The sequence below is a fragment of the Sulfurimonas autotrophica DSM 16294 genome, assembly GCF_000147355.1.
Lineage (GTDB): Bacteria > Campylobacterota > Campylobacteria > Campylobacterales > Sulfurimonadaceae > Sulfurimonas > Sulfurimonas autotrophica.
Genome location: NC_014506.1, coordinates 696,143 through 718,406, shown reverse-complemented (window position 1 = coordinate 718,406; position 22,264 = coordinate 696,143). Strand labels below are relative to the sequence as shown.

Annotated in this window: 13 protein-coding genes, 1 tRNA gene and 3 rRNA genes; 7 read left to right on the top strand and 10 right to left on the bottom strand. The window is 36.9% G+C overall.

All coding sequences use genetic code 11. The annotated features are described in order from the left end of the window. Positions 1 to 10: 10 nt before the first annotated feature. The 5 genes from SAUT_RS03735 to SAUT_RS03715 form a co-directional block, all read right to left on the bottom strand. Positions 11 to 1,576, bottom strand: a complete 1,566-nt coding sequence (locus SAUT_RS03735) for a DmsC/YnfH family molybdoenzyme membrane anchor subunit (protein WP_013326538.1) — start codon at positions 1,574 to 1,576, stop codon at positions 11 to 13. Between the two features lie 174 nt (positions 1,577 to 1,750). Continuing rightward, entirely contained in the window at positions 1,751 to 2,239 is a 489-nt protein-coding gene (locus SAUT_RS03730) for a hypothetical protein (RefSeq protein WP_013326536.1), read from the bottom strand. Beyond that, complete coding sequence (locus SAUT_RS03725) at positions 2,232 to 2,837, bottom strand: hypothetical protein (protein WP_013326535.1); 606 nt, start codon at positions 2,835 to 2,837, stop codon at positions 2,232 to 2,234. The genes SAUT_RS03730 and SAUT_RS03725 overlap by 8 nt, the downstream gene beginning before the upstream one ends. Positions 2,838 to 2,959: 122 nt before the next feature. Then, a complete protein-coding gene (locus SAUT_RS03720; protein WP_013326534.1) occupies positions 2,960 to 4,648 on the bottom strand; it encodes a cbb3-type cytochrome c oxidase subunit I in 1,689 nt (562 codons plus the stop codon). Further along, positions 4,645 to 5,259 (bottom strand): cupredoxin domain-containing protein, encoded by a 615-nt coding sequence (locus tag SAUT_RS03715; RefSeq protein WP_013326533.1) that lies wholly within the window; start codon positions 5,257 to 5,259, stop codon positions 4,645 to 4,647. Before SAUT_RS03715 ends, SAUT_RS03720 begins: the two co-directional genes overlap by 4 nt. 209 nt (positions 5,260 to 5,468) lie before the next feature. On the opposite strand from SAUT_RS03715, the gene SAUT_RS03710 reads away from it, so the two are divergent. From SAUT_RS03710 to SAUT_RS03680, 7 genes are all read left to right on the top strand, one after another. Then, a complete protein-coding gene (locus tag SAUT_RS03710) occupies positions 5,469 to 6,749 on the top strand; it encodes an MFS transporter (protein ID WP_013326532.1) in 1,281 nt (426 codons plus the stop codon). Between the two features lie 20 nt (positions 6,750 to 6,769). Next, positions 6,770 to 8,686 (top strand): ferredoxin--nitrite reductase, encoded by a 1,917-nt coding sequence (locus SAUT_RS03705; protein ID WP_013326531.1) that lies wholly within the window; start codon positions 6,770 to 6,772, stop codon positions 8,684 to 8,686. Between the two features lie 74 nt (positions 8,687 to 8,760). After that, entirely contained in the window at positions 8,761 to 10,401 is a 1,641-nt protein-coding gene (locus SAUT_RS03700) for a bifunctional protein-serine/threonine kinase/phosphatase (RefSeq protein WP_013326530.1), read from the top strand. A gap of 10 nt (positions 10,402 to 10,411) precedes the next feature. Further along, on the top strand, positions 10,412 to 11,725 hold the full coding sequence (locus SAUT_RS03695) for a hypothetical protein (RefSeq protein ID WP_013326529.1): 1,314 nt from the start codon (positions 10,412 to 10,414) through the stop codon (positions 11,723 to 11,725). 3 nt (positions 11,726 to 11,728) lie between these two features. Further along, positions 11,729 to 12,817: a trypsin-like peptidase domain-containing protein gene (locus tag SAUT_RS03690; RefSeq protein ID WP_013326528.1), complete on the top strand. Its 1,089-nt coding sequence runs from the start codon at positions 11,729 to 11,731 to the stop codon at positions 12,815 to 12,817. Between the two features lie 11 nt (positions 12,818 to 12,828). Next, complete coding sequence (locus SAUT_RS03685) at positions 12,829 to 14,781, top strand: M3 family metallopeptidase (RefSeq protein WP_013326527.1); 1,953 nt, start codon at positions 12,829 to 12,831, stop codon at positions 14,779 to 14,781. A gap of 53 nt (positions 14,782 to 14,834) precedes the next feature. Beyond that, entirely contained in the window at positions 14,835 to 15,794 is a 960-nt protein-coding gene (locus tag SAUT_RS03680) for an endonuclease/exonuclease/phosphatase family protein (RefSeq protein WP_245534123.1), read from the top strand. Here SAUT_RS03680 and SAUT_RS03675 read toward each other — a convergent pair. The 5 genes from SAUT_RS03675 to SAUT_RS03655 form a co-directional block, all read right to left on the bottom strand. Further along, the gene (locus tag SAUT_RS03675; protein ID WP_013326525.1) at positions 15,757 to 16,443 is read right to left on the bottom strand and encodes a uracil-DNA glycosylase; all 687 of its coding nucleotides are present in this window, start codon (positions 16,441 to 16,443) and stop codon (positions 15,757 to 15,759) included. The genes SAUT_RS03680 and SAUT_RS03675 overlap by 38 nt on opposite strands. 99 nt (positions 16,444 to 16,542) lie before the next feature. Then, positions 16,543 to 16,658: ribosomal RNA gene (gene rrf, locus SAUT_RS03670) — 5S ribosomal RNA — on the bottom strand. Between the two features lie 233 nt (positions 16,659 to 16,891). After that, a 23S ribosomal RNA gene (locus SAUT_RS03665) occupies positions 16,892 to 19,780 on the bottom strand. A gap of 286 nt (positions 19,781 to 20,066) precedes the next feature. Beyond that, positions 20,067 to 20,143, bottom strand: a tRNA-Ile gene (locus tag SAUT_RS03660). A gap of 287 nt (positions 20,144 to 20,430) precedes the next feature. After that, positions 20,431 to 21,949: ribosomal RNA gene (locus SAUT_RS03655) — 16S ribosomal RNA — on the bottom strand. Together the 16S, 23S and 5S rRNA genes with 1 tRNA gene alongside form the textbook arrangement of a ribosomal RNA operon. Between the last annotated feature and the right edge of the window lie 315 nt (positions 21,950 to 22,264).

Here is a 22,264-nt window from a genome sequence, read left to right as displayed (position 1 = left end):
ATTCCTTTCTCTAACGCTGTTTGCCAACAAAAAATCCACCTGCCATACCCAGTGGAACTACTGTCGTGTAAAATAAAAACCTGTCACTTATCTCACTCATAAAAGCAATAACTATTGCCAAAAAGAGTATCACCGATGCAGCTGTTATAAAACCCGCACTTACAAAAATTAAAGCAAGCAGAGGTAAAATAACACCGCCTGCTATCAAGCTTGTAAAACGAATTAGTTTAATATTTTTAAAATTTTCATTTAAAAGTCTTTTTGTACGTTGTAATTGATATGCATTATCTTTTGTATCGAGTGTTCTTATATCTTCATAGGAGAAGAACAGTTGTGCCAATGAACCGAGCATACCCAGAGTAGTCAGAGGAATAATCGCTTCATGCACACTTGATACACTACTCATAAATGCCACTAAGAACACCCCAATATAAGCCACTCCAAAAAATTTAAAGTTTGTTGTTATTCTGTTCCATGAAGGACGCGCGCGAATACGATAAATCATACTTTGTGCATAAATTCCATAAATTCCTATAGTCAGCGTAACTGCTTCAAGTATAAGCCGTAAAAGAGTAGAGAACTCAAAAAAGTAACTTGCAACAACAGCTGTCATAAGTCCTGTAAAGACGCCAAGAGCTAATGCTTCACGCGAAAGCCATGAGGTTTTTATATTTTTCATAGCAGTTATTGCTAAAAATGGTCGTCCCAGGTGTAAAGCTGAAAGAGGCAGACCAACAGCTGCAGGAAGCATCACAAGCAGTGCCATTATCCAATTTGTACTCTCAAATCCGAACAGACTCATAAAATCACCTAAAAAGAGTGCTAAAAAACCACCAAGCGAAATTTGTGTCAGAACCGTCATAAATACAAGAGGAAGTTCTTTATGTGCTGGTTTTAAAATATGTTCATCCATCTCTTTCATATTATCAGGAAGAGTATCAGGGAGAGTATAGCGTGTTGTTGAATTGGTAATTCTCGCATCAGGTAAAAACGGCATATTTGCCTGTTCATCAATATCACGATTCAACCACTCTTCTACATTGACGACTTCAATTTCAATTGCACCGGCTGGACAAGCTTGAACACAAGCTGGAGATTCTTCAACATCGAGTCTTTCATGACACATATGACATTTTGTAACAATATTTCTCTCCTCATGAAATACAGGAACACCATAAGGACAATTCCATGTACAGTATTGACAACCTATACAAGTATCATCATCATGCACAACAATACCTGTTTCTGCTATTTTGATATAAGATTCAGTTGGACATCCTATCAAGCACTCTGGATCTATACAATGATTACAGCTCATGGAATTTAACATCTGTGTAAATGCAGGAAAATCACCACCTTCCATTTCGCCAACACGACGCCATTTTATATCGGCTGGGTTATTATTTTGCTCATTACATGCAACTTCACAACATCTACATCCGACACAAGCAACAGCATCAAAGTGAAAACGGTACTGTTCACCCTCTTTTAAAGGCGGAATATCTATTGAATAATTACCACATTGCATACCTGTATCTGCTTTGTAATCTATAAAATTCTCTAGGGGTGTTTGCATGTAAGTATTCTCCATATATAAGTGATGAAATCATACTCTATGTAAATGAATATTTTTGCAATTTTCTGTTTAATTTTTAATCATCATCCCTCATATCATCCTTATCCATTACTGCACCAACAATAAATAAGCCTATTACAAATAAGCTAACAGCTCCAATAAAAAAATAATGCATTAAATTTTGCCTTTTTCTTTAGTAATCTCTATAAATTTCATTCTATCATCAGATGATTTAAAGGCAGAATTCTCAAAGAACAATGTATTTTGTATACTTTGTATTAAAATGCCCTTATCAAGTTTTATAACTTTATGAATATCATTCCAACTAATCAAATCATTATCACCATGCAAGCCATCATCCTTTACTATAAAATGAATGTGTGCATTTTTGGGACTCTTTTTCTTATAAAAGTTTAATAGCATCCTTTTTCGTAAATACCATCTACCATAATACCAGTACAAAACTAAAAAAGTTGAAGCATAAAGCAGACCGTAACTATCATGCTTTAGCGCTCCAACAATTCCAAATTGAACCAAGCCTACAAAAAACCATCCTATATATCTTTTATTGGAATGTCTCATATCATAATCATAATAGAGTTTACTTGTTATTAAAGCCAATTCTTGATTCCATATAAAATTAATCTCTATTTGCTTAGACATGTTCTTCACACTCCGAAATTAAAAGATCACTTTTTTTAATACAACTATTATTTTCAAGCTCTTCTATTATCTTTAATGTTTCAATATAAAGTTCATCATATTTTTTTTTATTTTTCTCATAGAGTTTGCTCTGTTTTTTACCATACCAGTAAGCTATTGCCACAGAAGATGCGAAAAGTGTATATATCCACCATTGCCAATCTTTAAGATTCAGTAACACTATAAAATACTGCACAGAAAAAAGTACAAAAAATTCAATTGAAAAAATGATGACAAGCGTAGCACTTTGTTCAAAATCAAGTGTATATTTTTCAAGTTCTTTAAGCTTTGCTAAATTTTCATTTATTTGTATTGCTTTTAATTTGCAATCATCTTTTAAATCATCTAATTCTATATCTTTTAAATGTATATTACTTAAATTATATTCAACATTCGTTTGCATATAATCTTTTAGTATTTCCGGGGTTTTATCTAGTATTTGAAGAATTTCTTCTTCATTTACTCTATTTTTTCCAGCAATTCTTTGCACATCTTGCAAAACCAAATCATAAAGTCCAATAGTCTTTATTTCACGTGCAACTCTTTCTAAGTTTATCAACTATTTTTTCCTATCATTTTAATCCCTCAAACAAGGTTTTAATCTTACTATTTAAATGTTCCAGCTATTTCAGCCCAGGTTAAAACCTGGTGCCGACACAATTAAGTTCAAAAGTTAAACTTTTACTTTGCAAATGCAGGATCATCTGCCGGTTCTATTTCTTCATCTATTCCATAAGAAGCAGTTTTATCATCTGCTGGTAAGAATATACCAATTAAACCTTTGATACCAACACTCATAATTATATTGTATAAAAATACTGCCCATGCAACAAGTAACATAGTTCCAAAGATAGCCGCAAATATCATATCTGGATTAAATTGTCCATCTACATATAAGTGGCGGCGAAGCATACCATCAAGACCTGCCATTCCCATAAATGCTCCCATACCTATACCGCCGATTAGATGTAACCAAAAGTGCGTATTAGCAAGTTTATGAGAATACAGTTTTGTATCATTTGTTACAAGTGGCCATAAAACATATACAGCACTGTAAAGTGTCATATACAGTCCAACAATAAGAGCAATATGCACATGAGCACCAATAATCCATTGAGTATTATGTAAAACTCTATTCATACCCATATCTGCTTGAATAATTGCAGCAGGCACAGCTAAACCAAAACCTACCAAACCGCCAAGAAGATATTTTAACTCCATAGTCATCTTAAGAGGACGTGCCTTCCATAAAGTAACTAGTGTAATAAAAAGTGCGAGTCCCTGTGTGAGAAGCTCAAACGCAGTAACCATCTCACCCGAAATCAGTTTCATCATTTCAGGCTGTCCCTGATCGGCAAGTAAATGATGCGACCAAACCATCCATGAAACTAAAAGCTCAAGCATTAACGCAGCACGAGCAACATTTTCCATAAAAAGTTTTTGTCCAGTAATTAAAGTAGCAAGTAAATACCAACTTCCTGCAACATAAATCAGTACAAGACCATCAGCAACAAGATCAAGACCCCACCAAAAAAAGTTTTTATATAAAAGAGCATCTATCGCTATTACATCAAGAACATGTCCACCTGCATCAAAGAGAAGATAAACTAAAATTAAAATTCCTGCACCTAAAATGACAAGTGCGTCTAAAAATGTATCAACCGTACCACGAAAGATAGCAACAACAGGAAGAGCAAGTGCAGGTTCTTTTGTATATGGCTGCTTGCCGCGAAGCTTATTAATAAGGTTTAAGAATCCATCTATACCAAAGCCAGATATTAAAAGTTCTTTTGTTGTTTTGTTTTTATGAACACCAACACGAGCAAAAATCGTGGCATAGATATTATAAATAAATCCCAAAGTACCAGCCATTATTAAAGCAATACCTAAGATAAACACAATACCACCTATCACATTAAACTGATGCGTATCAGCAGGAAGTGGCCAGTAAAGTGTATAAAGCGGTGCATACTGCCATACAAACGCAGCAATCCATGCAAGTGCCGTTCCTATTGTGATTAGCAGCCATGTTATATTTGCAAGTTTCACACTGTAAAGCGGTTTCTTTGTAAGATACGGTACCAAGAAAGTGAAAGCACCAAAGACCAACTGATACGTTGAACCGAAAATTCCCACAATCGGATGTACCGTCATAATAGAGAAGAAGTGCCCTGGATGAAAAAATTGTTCAGGAAGTGGATTAAGTGGCACATGACCAACTTCAACCATTCTCATAATCATACCCTCAAGAGCTACTAATCCATAAAATAAAAATGCCATTACAACTGGTCTAAGCGTAACCTTCTGCAAAGCATTTAAGCTCGTATGGTCAAAATTTGTACCATTTACTAATGTTTTTATATAACTCATTGGATACCTCCATTATCTCTACAACCGATAACTTTCACAAAATCTTTTACCAACATTAAATCTTTACCATTCTCACTATATTGCTCTGGCCCTGAATATTCAGTTGAAGTCAGATCAAAAACACCATTATGATTAAATGTCCAAAGTATGTCATTAGAATCCAAAATTCCATTTACATCAGTTCCCGGATTTACCTGCATCTGCATAACCATTGAACCATTTTGACGGAATAGTCCAAAACCATACACTAAATCCCTACTATGCACATCAAATTCTACTGTTTGACCGCATTGAATCACTATCTGTTTTGGTAAACCTATCCATTTGTGATCTTCAATCTCAAATTCATACTTTGCATCAGGCTTGATATTATGTCTGTCTATATCTTGTGACACCCAAGGTATTGTATTATACGTGAAAATATGGTGTCCCACACCGCCTGCAACTAAAAATGCCATATACCAATAAAATGGAATACGAAAAACTGACTTAGCATCTTTTCTTGTCAAGTTATATCCAAACCATGCAACAACTGAAATAATCATTGCAGCATATATAGAGTAAGCAACCCAGTGAAAAGACAATAACTCAGCAGAGTTTGTAAATGTCATATTATGTCTCCTTAAATTTTCATAAATTCTATATAAACCGAAGATATAAAAAATTGATATATATCAATAATATTATTCTTTAATATGAAAAATGTATATTTTTTAATCTTTTAAATTTTTACTATTGCTTATTTTTTAATCAGTTACTATTCTATATTCAGAATGTTTTTAACTATAATTACACCATTAATTGAATTGGAGAAAACAATATGGCAAGTTTTAAAGCCCTCAAAGGTCAAGGAGATGCAAAAACACTTTTTGCAGCTTTCTTATATTTCGATTTTAGTTTTATGGTCTGGACAATGCTCGGACCCTTAGCGACAGAAATCAGTGAGTCATTAGCAACACATGGATTTATCATAAGTGCTTCGCAAAAAGCAACACTTCTTTCTATTCCTATTTTAGCAGGTGCACTGCTTCGTATTTTACTCGGTTTCGGCGTTGATAAGTTTGGAGCTAAGAAAACAGCTTTAATGGCACAGGCAGTTGTTATTTCTGTTTTGTTTTACGCATTTTTCAGAGGAGAAGGCATCACATATAACGAGCTTTTGGTTGTTGCGACAGGCTTAGGTTTTGCCGGAGCGTCTTTTGCAGTTGCGCTGCCACAGGCCGGTCAATGGTATCCTCCTAAACTGCAAGGTATCGTTTTGGGTATTGCAGGAGCCGGGAATATCGGTGTTGTCATTGATTTCCTTTTTGCACCAAAAATTGCAGAAATATGGGGATGGCAGGCAGTATTTTTAGTCGGCGGTGCATTATCAACTATAATTTTTGTAACATACATTTTTTTAGCAAAAGATGCACCCAAAGAAGTTTATACACCTCGTCCTAAAAAACTAAAAGATTATGGCAAACTGTTAAAAGATAAAGATACATGGTGGTTTAACCTTTTTTATGCAGTAAGTTTTGGTGGATTTGTCGGATTTGCCGGATATATGAAAGTATATCTTATGAATACATATCAAGCTGATATGAGTAATTTCGGAATAAATGTTTTTGATGAACCGAATGTAAAAGTAATCGCAGGTTATTTTGGAGCATTAACTATTTTTGCCGGTGCTGTTTTAAGACCTGTCGGTGGAGCTGTTGCCGATAAGATGGGCGGCGTTAAATCACTTTATATTTTCTTTGGTACGGTAACTCTCTTAGCAATTGTAAATGCAGTTATCACATTGCCTTTTTGGGTTGCAATCGTTGTACTTTTTTTAATTATGGCAAACCTTGGTATGGCAAATGGAGCAGTTTTCCAACTTGTTCCACAAAGATTTGGTAAAGATATCGGTATTATGACAGGTATAATCGGTGCAGCCGGCGGTCTTGGCGGTACTGCACTTATTAAAACACTTGGTTGGAGTAAAGGTGCTTTTGACGGCTACTCAGCAGGCTTTATGATTTTCACCGGTGTTGTTCTTGTTGCTATCATGGGTATATCTTTAGTAAAAACAAGATGGAGAACTACCTGGGGTGTTGCAGCTGGTGGAAGAATATAAATTAAATGATGGAGAATATTTTGCAATTAGAAGTATTAGAAAAAGCATACGAAGCTAGAAATAAAAAAGTAAATAAAATTGAAAAAGTAAAAGATCTTAAGAAACCTATGCAAGCTTTCGAGAAGATAACACAGTATGCAAAAGAGGGGTATGACGCTATCCCTGATGAAGATAAAAAATATTTTTTAAAATGTTTCGGTATTTATGACAAGGACGCTCAGACACCTCAACAATTTATGATGAGAGTCAGAGTTTCAGGCGGACATCTGGGCGCAGTTCAGGCAAAAAAAATCGGAGAAATTGCAAAAGAATTCGGCCAAGACTACATTGATATTACGACAAGAGCGCAGATTGAACTTCGCTTTTTAAACATTGAAGATATGCCTGCTATTTTAGCAGGTCTTGATGCAGTTGGACTTACTTCTTACCAGACAGGTGTAGACAACTTTAGAAATATAGTCACAGACCCGCTTGACAAAGACGGTTTTGACAATGTGCTTCCTTCATATAATTTACTTAAAAAAATTGAAAAAACTTTTTTAAAAAATCCTGACTGGATTTCTACACTTCCAAGAAAATTCAATACAGGAATTTCAGGTTCACTTGTAAACAGATGTAATGTTTTTGGACATGACTGTTCTCTCGTTCTTGCACAAAAAGATGGAGTTTACGGCTACAACATGTTTCTTGGTGGCAAAGTAGGCATGATTGCCAAAAGTGCTGACATCTTTTTAACAAATGAAGAAGAAGTTTTAAAAGCCTATGGTTCTCTTATTGAAATCTTTAGAAAATACGGTTTTAGAGACAACAGAAATAAAAATAGACTTCACTTTCTCATCGATGCTGTGGGAATGCCTGAAATTTCTACGGCTATTCGTGAGGTTGCAGGTGTTGACTTTGCAACAGCCGGTGATACAATGACGCAGATGAATCCGGTAGATTCTGAGCATGGAAAAGTACAACTGCGTGACGGTTCATTTGGTGTGCATGTTATTGTGCCTTCTGGAATATTTGCAGGAAGTGATCTTATCAAAGTAGCCGAGTTAAGCCAAATCCATGGCAGTGGCGAAATAAGATTTAGTGTTGAGCAAAATATTTACATTTTAGGTGTCAAAGATACTACTGCACTTTTACAAGATGCTTTTTTTACAAGATACAAAAATATAAATACGCCTTATTTTAACAACCTTGTCGCCTGCGCAGGAACAAAACATTGTGCTTTTGGTGTTATTGAGAATAAAGCAGATGCTATTGAAATGGCTGAGTATTTAAGCACTAAAGTTCCACTCAAATCCGGTAGAGTAAGAATGTATTGGTCGGCTTGTGTCAAAGGCTGTGGAACTCATGAAATAGGAGATATCGGTTTTGAAGGCTGTAAAACAAAAGTAAATGGACAAACCGAAGACGGTGTGCATATAACCATAGGAGGAAAGATTGTCAGTGAAGGTAAAAATGGTTATACTGTTATAAAGGCATCCCCTCTTAGATTTTCAAGATTTTTCGTTGAAACGCTTATACTTGAATATAAAAAACTACGTCTTAAAAATGAATCATTTGAGAAATTTCATGATAGAGTTTTATCGCAATATTCTCATGCTTATATTGGCTTTTATATGCAACTTCAAGCCTATTTACGGGCAAAACACATTGATATTAATTTAGATATTAAAAAGATGACAAAAACAGGTAAGAATGAAGAGTTTGAAATCTTTGAACTGGGTCGTAAAATTTATTTTTCATTCTCCAAACAAGAAGCATACTCTGCATATGATAGATTTACAAATGAAAATCCGAGGGAAAAGCTTACAAATATTAAAAAAATATTGCCTGAACTTGATGAAAATATTGCAAATTTACTCACAAAAATGCTCGATAATAATGAGAGTAATCGTGCTGTTGTATTTTCTGAACTTAGTTCATATATCAATTTAGCTTAGACAAATGAATTTACCTGTTCATGCTGTATTGTCTTTGTATCAAGAAATTTATCTACATGTAAAAAAGGCAAATAATGAATAAAAGTAATATTAAAACTTCAGGTTTCACTCTTGCAAAACAAAAAGAACTCATAGGTGATGATTTTTACGATATTAAAACTATTGGCAACTTGAGCATTGCCATAGTCTGTGATGGTGTAGGCAGTGCCGAAGAAGGTGCCCAGGCTGCAAAAAGAGTCACTTCATACCTTATAAACAATTTTAAAATCCGTCCAAAAACCTGGTCAATTGAAAAATCAATAAAGACGTTTATAAATTCTATAAATTCTATTCTCTACAAAGAGTCACAACTCAACTATGAACGCAGTGAACTTGTAACAACACTTGCAATTGTTGTGATAGAAGGAAACCGTTTATACGGTGCTAATGTTGGAGACAGTAGGGTCTATCTGCTCAGGGATGACTCATTAACACAGCTTTCATCTGATCATGTAATGCAAGAAGAGGGATATGAAAATGTCCTTACCCAAGCTATAGGAATCAGTGAAGATGTGCAGCCCTTTTATTTTGAAAATATTGTCCAAAAAAACGATAAAATTCTTCTTTGCAGTGATGGTCTGTATAATGAACTATCTGAAGAAATCATTAAAAATAATATTTCAAAAGGTGCTATTGCTCTTGTGAAGCAAGCAAGTAAACTAGCGAATGATCCTCTCAGAGATGACACAACAGCAGTGGTTTTAGAAATTGTGCATGCAGATGAAGTAGAGATACTCAAACAACAAAAATTAAATATTCCGCAATCACTCAAAGCAGGTCAAATAATAGATGGCTATCGACTCGAAAAACCTCTCATTCAAAATGAAAGGACTTGGCTTGCGAGTAAAAAGACAAAACAATATGTGATTAAATTTGCACCGATTGAAGCAAAAGATGATAACCGTATTCTTGATTTATTTGTTAAAGAAGCATGGAATGCAAAACGCCTAAAAGCAAGTTTTTTTCCAAAGGCTGTTATTCCAAAAAACAGAACCTGCCGATATTATGTCATGCAGCTTTTTAACGCAGATGATCTAAACAGTTACCTTGCATCACATTTACATGTAAGCATAGATGATGCAGTAGAACTTGCGCGAACACTTCTAGATATGTCTCAATTTTTACTTAAATATGACCTTGTCCACGGAGATATTAAACCAAACAACATAATGATTGCTAAGACAGGTGAAGATACTACCGAGTATAAAATTATCGACTTTGGCAGTATTACAGAAATATTTTCTGAAGAATCTCGAGCCGGCACGCCCAGCTTTTTAGCACCTGAGAGATTTCAGGGCGAGACTATAAGCGAAACAACCGAAATTTTTGCTATCGGTGTTACACTTTACCTTAGTTTAACAGGAAAATACCCTTATGGCGAGATAGAACCGTTTCAAAACCCATCATTCAAAGAAGCTAAAAAACCAAGTCATTATAATTCAAACATACCTGATTGGCTAGACAGTGTAATAATGCGCTCAATTGCCTTAGACAAAGATCAAAGGTATGAGCACTACTCTGAAATGAAGTATGAGCTTACTCATCCACAGAAAGTAAAACCATATTTTATCAAGAATGCTCCATTAATTGAAAAATCACCCTTGCTCTTTTATAAGAGTGCTTTTACTATAATGACAGTTATAAACTTTATACTTATCTATTTAGTATTAAAATAAGAGGAAATTCATGAGCTGGTTACATTTTTTTCGACCAAAGCCTCATTGCTTAAAAAGCTTTGGAAGAGGCATCAATGCAGATATTGCAAAGAATGAAGGAGAACTGTTCAACAAAGCATATGAAGCATTTGAAAAAAAAGAAATTTTAAATGCCTATGAATTCTTTTTCAATTCTTTAATGAATTACAAAAATGGGATCTCTAATGAAAATATTATACTTACAAAAGAAAATGAGACACTAAAATTTATAATTTATCAAGGCACTGCAAAAGTCAATGGTTTTACTACAAACAAAAAACTCTATGCTGAAGTGACTATGGTTAAAGCAAAAAGTGCCAATGTTGCGCTCAAACGCTATGTTCTTGAGAGAAATTACCAGTTTACTTATATAAATTACTGTAGTGACAGCAACTATATAAAATTAAAACTCAACCTTGATAATATTACAATGACACCTCAAAAAGCTTTTTACCCTTTAAGAGAGTTGGCATTAAATGCAGATTATGATAAAGAGCATATGCTCAGTGAGTTTGAACAAAAAGAATTAGAAGATATACAGCATATCAAAAAGCTAGATGCTACAGAACTAAAAGTCAAATATGAATTTTTGCACAAATGGATAGATGAATTAAATGAAAAAATACACTCACTTCCATCAGATGACAGCATAGGTATGCAGTCATTTTTATATCTTAACTTTTTGTTCAAAATTGACTACCTTATTGTTCCAAAATGTAAAATATATCAAAAATTAACGAAACAACTTCAAGATTATTTTGGTGATGAAGAGATTTTACCCGAAGTAAAAAATGCAGAACTTGCAAAATATATTTTGACGCTTGAAAAGCTCAATTTTGACGAATTTAGTTTAAATTTTTATAAAGCAAAATATACATTCAGCCAAATTGAAAAAAGCTCCTATGACGAGCTTATAAATTTCATAGAAGAATCTCTTATAAAACTCAGATGGTATAAAAATAATCGCCATCCTCAAATTATACCAACCATTTACAGTTATATAGCACTTTATGCCCTTTACAACTATGGCTTAAATCCTCCGGCTAGAAAACTACTTCATGTTTATATCTCTGTTATTTATGCTGAGTATTTCAAGGCCTTAGGCTGCAGTGGCTATTATGATACAGATAAAAATAAATTTCTCAAAAGTGATATAATCTCCCAAATTGAAAATATTATTTCAGAATATAAACATCAGTACAAATTACTCAAAGCTTTTGGTGATGAACTTGATTTTAGTTCACTCAATGATTTCTCAAACAGCTACTTTAGTGCATTAAAAAATTTAAATTTTCATGAGGCATAAGAGATGAATACACAAACTCTATTAGAAACCTATATTGAAAACATTATACAGATTATGACACCATACGGCAGTGGAACCGGCTTTATAATAGATGATTTAATCATAACGAATTCTCATGTATGTTCAGGACTCAAAGAAGTTGTTATTAAAGCAGAGCATATACCAAGAAGTATTGCGAGAGTTATTTATGATGATCCATATTATGATTTGGCTTTTATAAAATATGATTTTAAAAAACCGAAAAATCCACTGAAACTTGCCCAAGAAAATGTAGAAAATGGAGATACAACTATAGCAATAGGACACCCTTACGGTCTTAATTACACAGCAACAGAGGGCATAGTCTCACGTGCGGCCAGACTTATGGGTGATTTGGAGTATATTCAAATTGATGCTGCCATCAACCCGGGAAACAGCGGAGGGCCTCTTTTAAATGACAAAGGAGAAGTCACAGGAGTCAATACCTTCATTATTCAAAATGCAAATAATTTAGGTTTTGCTCTGCCTGTTCACTACCTTAAAGATGCACTTTTAGCTTTTAAAAAACTTGCTGTAGAAAACATTATAAAATGCCCCTCTTGTAAAAATCTCATTCAAGAAAAAGATATAAAAAACGACTATTGTCCCAAATGCGGGGCAGAGCTAGAAATAGCCAGACTCAGGAGAAAAGGCTACACACCTATCGGACCGACAAAACTTATCGAAGATATACTTGGATCCTTAGGCATTAATGTCACACTCGCGAGAAGAAGTCAGTCCTCTTGGAGAGTAGATGAGGGGACTTCAAGAATAAATATCAATTATTATGAAAACGGCATAATTATCGGAGATGCAAAACTTTGCGGTATTCCAAAAAATAATATAGAAAAAATGTATGATTTTTTACTCGATGAAAATAATAAACTCTCTTATTTACAATTTTCCATCAATGAAAACAGTGTATATCTTTCTTATTTAGTTATAGACTCTTCCTTAACAAAAGAAGAGGGGAAAATTGCAATAAATAAGTTAATAAAAGATGCAAATAAGTATGATAATATTCTGATAAATAAATATGGTGCTTTACGACAAAAAAAAGACACTGACGACTAAAGGAAAAATATATGGCAAAATTTTTAAAATTTGATTGTAATTTAGAAAATTTCATATTACAACTGAGACAACACTTAGATGATAATAATAAAAAAATAGATAATCTGCTTAAACAAGAGAAAAAGACCTATGCAAATTTTGTAAAACCTTTGGAAATGATGGATGAATATTTGGAACAATTTTTTACGCCATTATCACATCTTAACTCTGTAAACAACTCTGAAAAAACGCAACAAGTCTATACAGAATCATTACCGCTTATTACAGAATACTCGACACAACTTTTACAAAATATTGATATATACAATGCATACAAAAAAATTTTACAAAATGAAATAACATCACTTAATGTTGAACAAAAAAGAGTTTTAGAATTAAATATCTTGCATTTTGAGTTAAGCGGTGCCCATCTTGATAAAAAAACAAAACAGAGGCTTCAAGAAATAAATATAAAAAAGAGTGAACTCTCCAATAATTTTTCGCAAAACCTGCTTGATGCAACAAATGCTTATGAATACATAATAACGGATGAAGCAGATATAGAAGGAGTGCCTCAAAGCGAAATCAAAAATGCGAAATTTGAAGAGGACGGTGTTACAAAATATAAATTTACTCTGCAGATGCCCTCATATATAGCTTATATGACATACGGAAAAAACAGAGCAATTAGAGAAGAACTCTACCGTGCCTATGTTTCACGCGCACCACAGAATGCAAAAATTATTGACGAGCTACTGGCACTGCGAAATGAGATGAGCCAACTGCTTGGGTTTAAAAACTATGCAGAGCTCTCCCTTGCTACAAAAATGGCTAAAGATGAAAAAAGTGTTTTAGGATTCTTGGAAAATCTTCTGCACGACTCAATTCCTCAGGCAAAGAATGAACTTCAAGAGCTGCAAAACATAGCACCGCATAAACTGAAGAGTCACGATACATCTTATTACGCTGAAATACTAAAAAAAGCCCAGTATGATATAGATGAAGAAGAGTATCGTCCCTATTTTGAGCAAAAGAATGTTGTTGAAGGGATGTTTTTATTTTTAAACAAGCTTTTTTGCATTACATGTAAACAAGTAGATGAAGAGTTATGGCACGAAAAAGCTTATGCGTATGACGTTTATGAAAATAACATTTTAAAAGCAAGAATATATCTTGATTTAGAAGCAAGGGAGTCAAAACGCGGAGGTGCATGGATGCATAATTGGCAAACGCATTGCAGCGATGAAAAAGGCAATCAGCAACTTGCCTCTGCTTTTGTAGTGTGTAACTTTCCACCCTCTAGCGATACAAATCCATCACTGCTTCGTCATGATGATGTCGTTACTCTTTTTCATGAGACAGGACATACTTTGCACCACATACTCAGCGAAGTCAATGAAAACGAAGTAAGCGGTGTAAACGGTGTTGAGTGGGATGCAGTAGAATTTCCTTCTCAGTTTTTAGAAAATTTTGTATATGAACCTCAAGTGCTTAAAATGTTTGCAAAACATTACGAAACGAATGAAATAATTTCCGATGAAATGATAAACAAGCTTGTACGAAGTAAAAACTTTTTATCTGCTATGGGAATGCTCAGACAACTGGAGTTTTCACTCTTTGATTTTAAACTCCATACAAAAGTATATCAAGGAGATGAAGTACAAAATTTACTTGATAGTATCAGGAATAAAACTGCACTCATAAAACCGCCGAAATATAATAAATTTCAGAATGGATTTGCTCATATATTTTCAGGCGGCTATGCGGCAGGATATTATAGCTATAAATGGGCAGAAGTACTGAGTGCAGATACTTTTTATGCTGTTGTTGATGAAAATATATTTAATTCACCTATTGCAAAACAGTATCAAAATATCATTTTGCATCGCGGCGGTTCACAAAGTATGCAAAAGCTCTATCATGCACTGATGGGCAGAGATGCAAATACAAGCCAGCTGCTAAGACTCAACGGCATTAAAAAGTGAAACTTTTACTTTTACTGGCTTTGCTGGTATCATTTGTTTATGGAGAAAAAACTTTGAAAATAGCAACATATAATGTCGAAAATCTTTTTGATTTACAGCGAAACGGCCATGAATATAAAGAGTACATTCCATATACCAAATCAAACTGGAATGATACAAACTATAAAGTTAAATTGAAAAATATTGCAAAAGTCATTAAAGATATGAATCCTGATATTATCGGACTGCAAGAGATAGAATCACTTCAAGCACTCAAAGATTTACGATATGCCTTAAAAAGAGAAAGTATTTATTATCAATACTACAAAATAGCTAATTTAAAAAGAACAACGGTAAAAGTGGCGATACTGAGTAAAATTCCTTTTGTTTACACACATGAGATTGCCGTCACTTCTTCTTATAGATACAGAAATATACTAGAAGCGAAGTTTAAAATTAACAATGAAGATTTATATGTTTTAGTCAATCATTGGAAATCTAAAGCAGGACCTGAAAGCATGCGAATTGTATCTGCTAAAAAATTAAAAAAAAGAATGCAGGAACTTGGAGCAAAAAAAAATATAATAGCGCTCGGTGATTTGAATTCTGATTATGAAGAGTATAAAATTTTTAAAAGAAAAAGAAAACATAACGATACAGATGGAATCACCGGCATCAACCATATACTTGGTACTATAAATTATCAACAGGATGCGAAACATACTAAAATTGATTCAGATGAGCTTTATAACTTATGGTATGACACTGATTCAGCAAAAAGGTACAGTTATATATACAGAGGCAAAAAAGAAGCAATGGACAATATCCTTATATCAGCCGCTTTGCTTGATAAAAAAGGATTAGACTACAAACTTCACAGTATAAGTGTATACGAAAAACCATATCTCTTTAAAGGAAAATCAATTTTTAGATGGCAGACAACAAGAAGCAGACTCAGACGCCATAAAGGAAAAGGTTATTCTGACCATCTCCCCGTCATAGCAGAGTTTGTTCTGCGTCAAGACACCAATTAATAGGCTTCTTTTTCTGAGCAATCAAATACTCATTTGTTTTAGAAAAGGGTTTTGAACCAAAAAATCCTCTGTATGCCGAGAGCGGAGAGGGATGAGCAGATTTAACAACAAAATGCTTTTTTGTATCTATGAATGACTCTTTTTTTTGAGATGGAGCACCCCAGAGTATAAATACTAAATTTGTCTTTTCATCAGAGAGTTTTTTAATAACAGCATCAGTAAATTTCTGCCAGCCAAATTCTTTATGCGAATTTGCTTGCCCTTTTTCTACTGTTAAAACAGCATTTATAAGTAAAACACCTTCAGCCGTCCATTGCGTCAGATTACCACTTTTAGGATATTTACAGCCTAAATCATCTACCAATTCTTTATATATATTTCTCAATGAAGGCGGAATTTTACATCTGTCACAAACAGAAAAAGCAAGTCCGTTAGCCTGATTCATCCCATGATATGGATCCTGCCCTATAATTATAACTTTTACCTCAGAAGGATTTACTAAATTAAAAGCTCTAAATATATTTTTATAGCTTGGAAATACGGTTCTTGATTCATATTCTAAAGATACTTTTTTCATAAGTTCAATAAAATATTCTTTATGAATTTCATCACTAAGAAATTTTTTCCATTCATCGTCTAAAATTATCATATTTGTACTTTTTTATAATTATATAGAAATAATGCTATATATAAGATTATGTATTGTATATAAAATGTGATTAATGGATTGTAGAAAAGAATCTGATCAACTAGGCAGCGACCTACATTTCCACACCTGAAAGGTGCAGTATTATCAGCGATGAGAGGCTTAGCTTCTGGGTTCGGAATGGGACCAGGCGTTTCCCTCTCTCTATAGCCACCTAGACAAGATCAGATATAAGGATAACGTTTATACTCCACTTACGCTTTAGCGACGGGAGTATCGGCATTTAGTGCCAGATATACTTATATCTAATCTCATAAAGATTAGTTGAGTGAGTTAAAATTGTTAAAGTCAACAAAGGCAATAAAGCCTAACTAAATAACTTAACATATCTCTTATTAGCGATATACACTAAATAAGGTAGTGAAGCAATTGTGTTCAAATAAATGAACGTAAAAAAAAGACAAACGTACTATTAGTACTGGTCAGCTAAACAGATTGCTCTGCGTACACATCCAGCCTATCAAGCTTGTAGTCTTCAAGCGTACTTCAGGGAACGTTCATCTTGGAGTTGGCTTCCCGCTTAGATGCTTTCAGCGGTTATCTCATCCGTGCGTAGCTACCCAGCTATGCCCTTGGCAGGACAACTGGTGCACCAGTGGCACGTCCAACCCGGTCCTCTCGTACTAGGGTCAGCTCTCCTCAACGTTCCTACGCCCACGGAAGATAGGGACCGAACTGTCTCACGACGTTCTGAACCCAGCTCGCGTACCGCTTTAAATGGCGAACAGCCATACCCTTGGGACCTGCTCCAGCCCCAGGATGCGATGAGCCGACATCGAGGTGCCAAACCTCCCCGTCGATGTGAGCTCTTGGGGGAGATCAGCCTGTTATCCCCGGCGTACCTTTTATCCTTTGAGCGATGGCCCTTCCACACAGAACCACCGGATCACTATGACCGTCTTTCGACTCTGCTCGACTTGTATGTCTCACAGTCAGTCCGGCTTATGCCATTATACTCTACGGTGGATTTCCAACCCACCTGAGCCGAACTTTGTAAGCCTCCGTTACTTTTTAGGAGGCGACCGCCCCAGTCAAACTACCCACCAGACATTGTCCTCGCACGAGATAATCGTACGGAGTTAGCTATCAGAATATTCAAGGGTGGTATCTCAAGGATGCCTCACCATGAACTGGCGTCCATGGATCAAAGGCTCCCACCTATCCTGCACATGAATATCCCAATAGCAGTGTCAAGCTATAGTAAAGGTGCACGGGGTCTTTCCGTCTTTCCGCGGGTAGGAGGAATTTTCACCTCCACTACAATTTCACTGGATCCCTTGTTGAGACAGCTCCCATCTCGTTACGCCATTCATGCAGGTCGGTATTTAACCGACAAGGAATTTCGCTACCTTAGGACCGTTATAGTTACGGCCGCCGTTTACTCGGGCTTCAATTCATGCCTTCGCTAATGCTAAGCAATCCTTTTAACCTTCGAGCACCGGGCAGGCGTCACACCCTATACATCCACTTACGTGTTAGCAGAGTGCTGTGTTTTTGGTAAACAGTCGGGAGGGACTCTTTGCTGCGACCCGTCATTGCTTCACAGAGTAAATCTGTTAACAAATAGGGCACACCTTATACCGAAGATACGGTGCTAGTTTGCAGAGTTCCTTAACAAGGGTTCATCCACGCGCCTTAGAATACTCATCTCACCCACCTGTGTCGGTTTACGGTACGGGCAACATTACATCTCGTTTAGAGGCTTTTCTCGGCACGACAGTATCGACGATTCAGTTCGCTCTCCGAAGAGATTGAACTGCCTGTAAGATCTCGGTTGCATGAAGAGCGGATTTGCCTACTCTTCAACCTACTTCCTTCGAGCCACTATTCCATCAGTGACCTCGTCTAACTCTATGCGTCCCCCCATCACTCAAATGATGTAATGTCGGTATCGGAATATTAACCGATTTGCCATCGTCTACCCCTTTCGGACTCGACTTAGGTCCCGACTAACCCTACGATGACGAGCATCGCGTAGGAAACCTTGGGTTTACGGCGAAGGAAATTCTCATTCCTTTTCTCGCTACTCATGCCTGCATGCTCACTTCCATCCGCTCCAGTACTCCTTACCGGTATACCTTCAGCGCTGAATGGAACGCTCTCCTACCACTTACAGTAAACTGTAAATCTAAAGCTTCGGTGTTTATCTTAGCCCCGTTATATTTTCGGCGCAGAATCGCTAGACCAGTGAGCTGTTACGCTTTCTTTAAAGGATGGCTGCTTCTAAGCCAACCTCCTGGTTGTCACAGCAACTCCACATCCTTTTCCACTTAGATAAAACTTTGGGACCTTAGCTGTTAGTCTGGGTTGTTCCCCTCTCGACATAGGATTTTATCACCCTACGCCTGACTCCCGAGGTTACACGTATAGTATTCGGAGTTTGATAGGGTTTGGTACCGCGGTAAGCAGCCCTAGCCCTGTCAGTGCTCTACCCCTATACGCTAATGCTCGAGGCTATACCTAAATATATTTCGGAGAGAACCAGCTATCACTGAGTTTGATTGGCCTTTCACCCCTATCCACAAGTCATCCGAAGAATTTTCAACTTCTACCGGTTCGGTCCTCCACTGGCTCTTACACCAGCTTCAACCTGCTCATGGATAGATCACTCAGTTTCGGGTCTGCAGCATCTGACTATGTCGCCCTATTAAGACTCGCTTTCGCTACGGCTTCTCGTTCGATTAACCTTGCCAGATACCACAACTCGCAGGCTCATTATGCAAAAGGCAGTCCGTCACACTTATTTAATAGTGCTCCGAATGATTGTAAGCCATAGGTTTCAGGTTCTATTTCACTCCGCTCACCGCGGTCCTTTTCACCTTTCCCTCACGGTACTTGTTCGCTATCGGTCTAGTAGTAGTATTTAGGGTTGGAGGGTGGTCCCCCCATATTCAGTCAAGATAACACGTGTCCCGACCTACTCGTTCGTTAACCTAGTACCACATAAATGTTTTCGCTTACGGGAGTATCACCCTCTATGCTCACTCTTTCCAAAGTGTTCTGCTAACAAATATGCTATCGCTAACCGCCCTACTCCAATTTCGCTCGCCGCTACTCTCGGAATCTCGTTTGATTTCTCTTCCTTCAGGTACTGAGATGTTTCACTTCCCTGAGTTCGCCCCCCGTAGGGTAACATGAATCGCTCCATGCTGGGTCGCCCCATTCAGAAATTCCCGGATCAAAGCTTCTTGGCAGCTCCCCGAGACTTTTCGCAGCCTAGTACGTCTTTCATCGCCTCTACTAGCCAAGGCATCCACCTATGGCCCTTAATATCTTTTTATTCTATGTTGCGTTCACTACCTTATTTAATGTATCTCTACAGAAAATAAGATGAATGATCTGTTATTGTAGTTATTTAGTTTATAATAAATTTCTTTATTATAGTTGTTGACTTTAACAATTGTAATTTAATGATCGTTTGGTCTTAAAAACCAAATTTAAACTTTTAAAATAAAAAGCTTAAATTTAATTTCTGAAAACTCGTTTTGAGATGAGTTGTGCTAAAAAAAGAGGCGAAGCTTGCTATAGCAAGTGAGTCTCATTTTTTAGTGCAAATCGCTCAAAAATGGTGGGCCTACCAGGACTTGAACCTGGGACCTCACCCTTATCAGGGGTGCACTCTAACCAGCTGAGCTATAGGCCCTTTTGGGGTGCTTTTTGCTTTTCTCGGCGTCAGAACCTTTGTTCCGTTTGTCACGTACATTTAGTACGCTCCGCACTCCACAAAGAACTTTCCTTGATAAAAACAAAAATCCCTTCCAAAACATCTTGTGAATGTTTTAGAAGTTACTCCCTCTGACATAATCAATGTTATAGAACATAGATCACTGAAAACTAAGCAAGTAAGATTAGAAAGTAACTAAATAAACGATCTCTTGTGAGATTTTCTTTTTGTATGTCAATTCAAATGAATGATTGACTTTACTCTAGAAAGGAGGTGATCCAACCGCAGGTTCTCCTACGGTTACCTTGTTACGACTTCACCCCAGTCGCTAATTCCACCGTAAGCGGTAGCGCCCCGAAGGTTCGCTTCCCGATTTCGGGTGAAATCAACTCCCATGGTGTGACGGGCGGTGAGTACAAGACCCGGGAACGTATTCACCGTAGCATTGCTGATCTACGATTACTAGTGATTCCAGCTTCATGGAGTCGAGTTGCAGACTCCAATCCGAACTGAGAGACGCTTTAAGTGATTAGCTCCACCTCGCGGTATCGCAACACTCTGTACGCCCCATTGTAGCACGTGTGTAGCCCTAGCCATAAGGGCCATGATGACTTGACGTCGTCCTCACCTTCCTCCTCCTTACGAAGGCAGTCTCCTTAGAGTGCTCAGCCGAACTGCTAGCAACTAAGGACGAGGGTTGCGCTCGTTGCGGGACTTAACCCAACATCTCACGACACGAGCTGACGACAGCCGTGCAGCACCTGTTTTCATGTTCCCCGAAGGGCACCACTCTATCTCTAAAGTGTTCAATCAATGTCAAGGCTAGGTAAGGTTCTTCGCGTATCTTCGAATTAAACCACATGCTCCACCACTTGTGCGGGTCCCCGTCTATTCCTTTGAGTTTTAATCTTGCGACCGTACTCCCCAGGCGGAACACTTAATCTGTTAAGTGCATCACCGAGATGACTAGCATCCCGACGACTAGTGTTCATCGTTTAGGGCGTGGACTACCAGGGTATCTAATCCTGTTTGCTCCCCACGCTTTCACGCCTTAGCGTCAGTTATGTTCCAGGAGATCGCCTTCGCTTTCGGTATTCCTAGTGATATCTACGGATTTTACCCCTACACCACTAATTCCATCTCCCCCTCCCATACTCTAGATTGGAAGTTTCAAATGCAGTTCTACAGTTAAGCTGTAGGATTTCACATCTGACTTTCCAACCCGCCTACGCGTCCTTTACGCCCAGTGATTCCGAATAACGCTTGCACCCTCCGTATTACCGCGGCTGCTGGCACGGAGTTAGCCGGTGCTTATTCATATGCTACCGTCATTTTCTTGACATATAAAAGGAGTTTACACACCGAAATGCGTCATCCTCCACGCGGCGTTGCTGCATCAGGGTTTCCCCCATTGTGCAATATTCCTCACTGCTGCCTCCCGTAGGAGTCTGGTCCGTGTCTCAGTACCAGTGTGGCGGATCATCCTCTCAAACCCGCTACCCGTCATTGCCTTGGTAGTCTCTTACACTACCAACAAGCTGATGGGATATAGACCGATCTCTTAGCGAAAAACTTTCCCGACTTACCTTTTGGTAAGAAGGAGTATCCAGTATTAATCATCGTTTCCAATGGCTATCCCAGACTAAGAGGCACATTATCTATATATTACTCACCCGTGCGCCACTCGTCAGCAAAGAAGCAAGCTTCTCTCTGTTACCGTTCGACTTGCATGTGTTAAGCACGCCGCCAGCGTTCATTCTGAGCCAGGATCAAACTCTCCATAATTGAATTATGTAAAGAACACATTACTGTGCATTACTGATCTTTGCCCAAGATTTAAAAATCATTGGCTTTATTAAGACATTAAGAGTGCTTAAGCTCTTAATGAATATAGTTATCTATTACTATAGGGAAACTAACTATAAATAGTTAGATTTCAAAATAGAATAGACGGTTGTTGTTTTATTAGTTATTTCTAAGTAATTTATCTCTTTATCTTTATGATAAAAAGTCTCTTACTTGCTTAGTTTTCAATGATCTCAAACAATTTCAATCGGCTTCAACTCGAAGTCTCTCTAGGCCTTTTAAACAAGGTCTCTC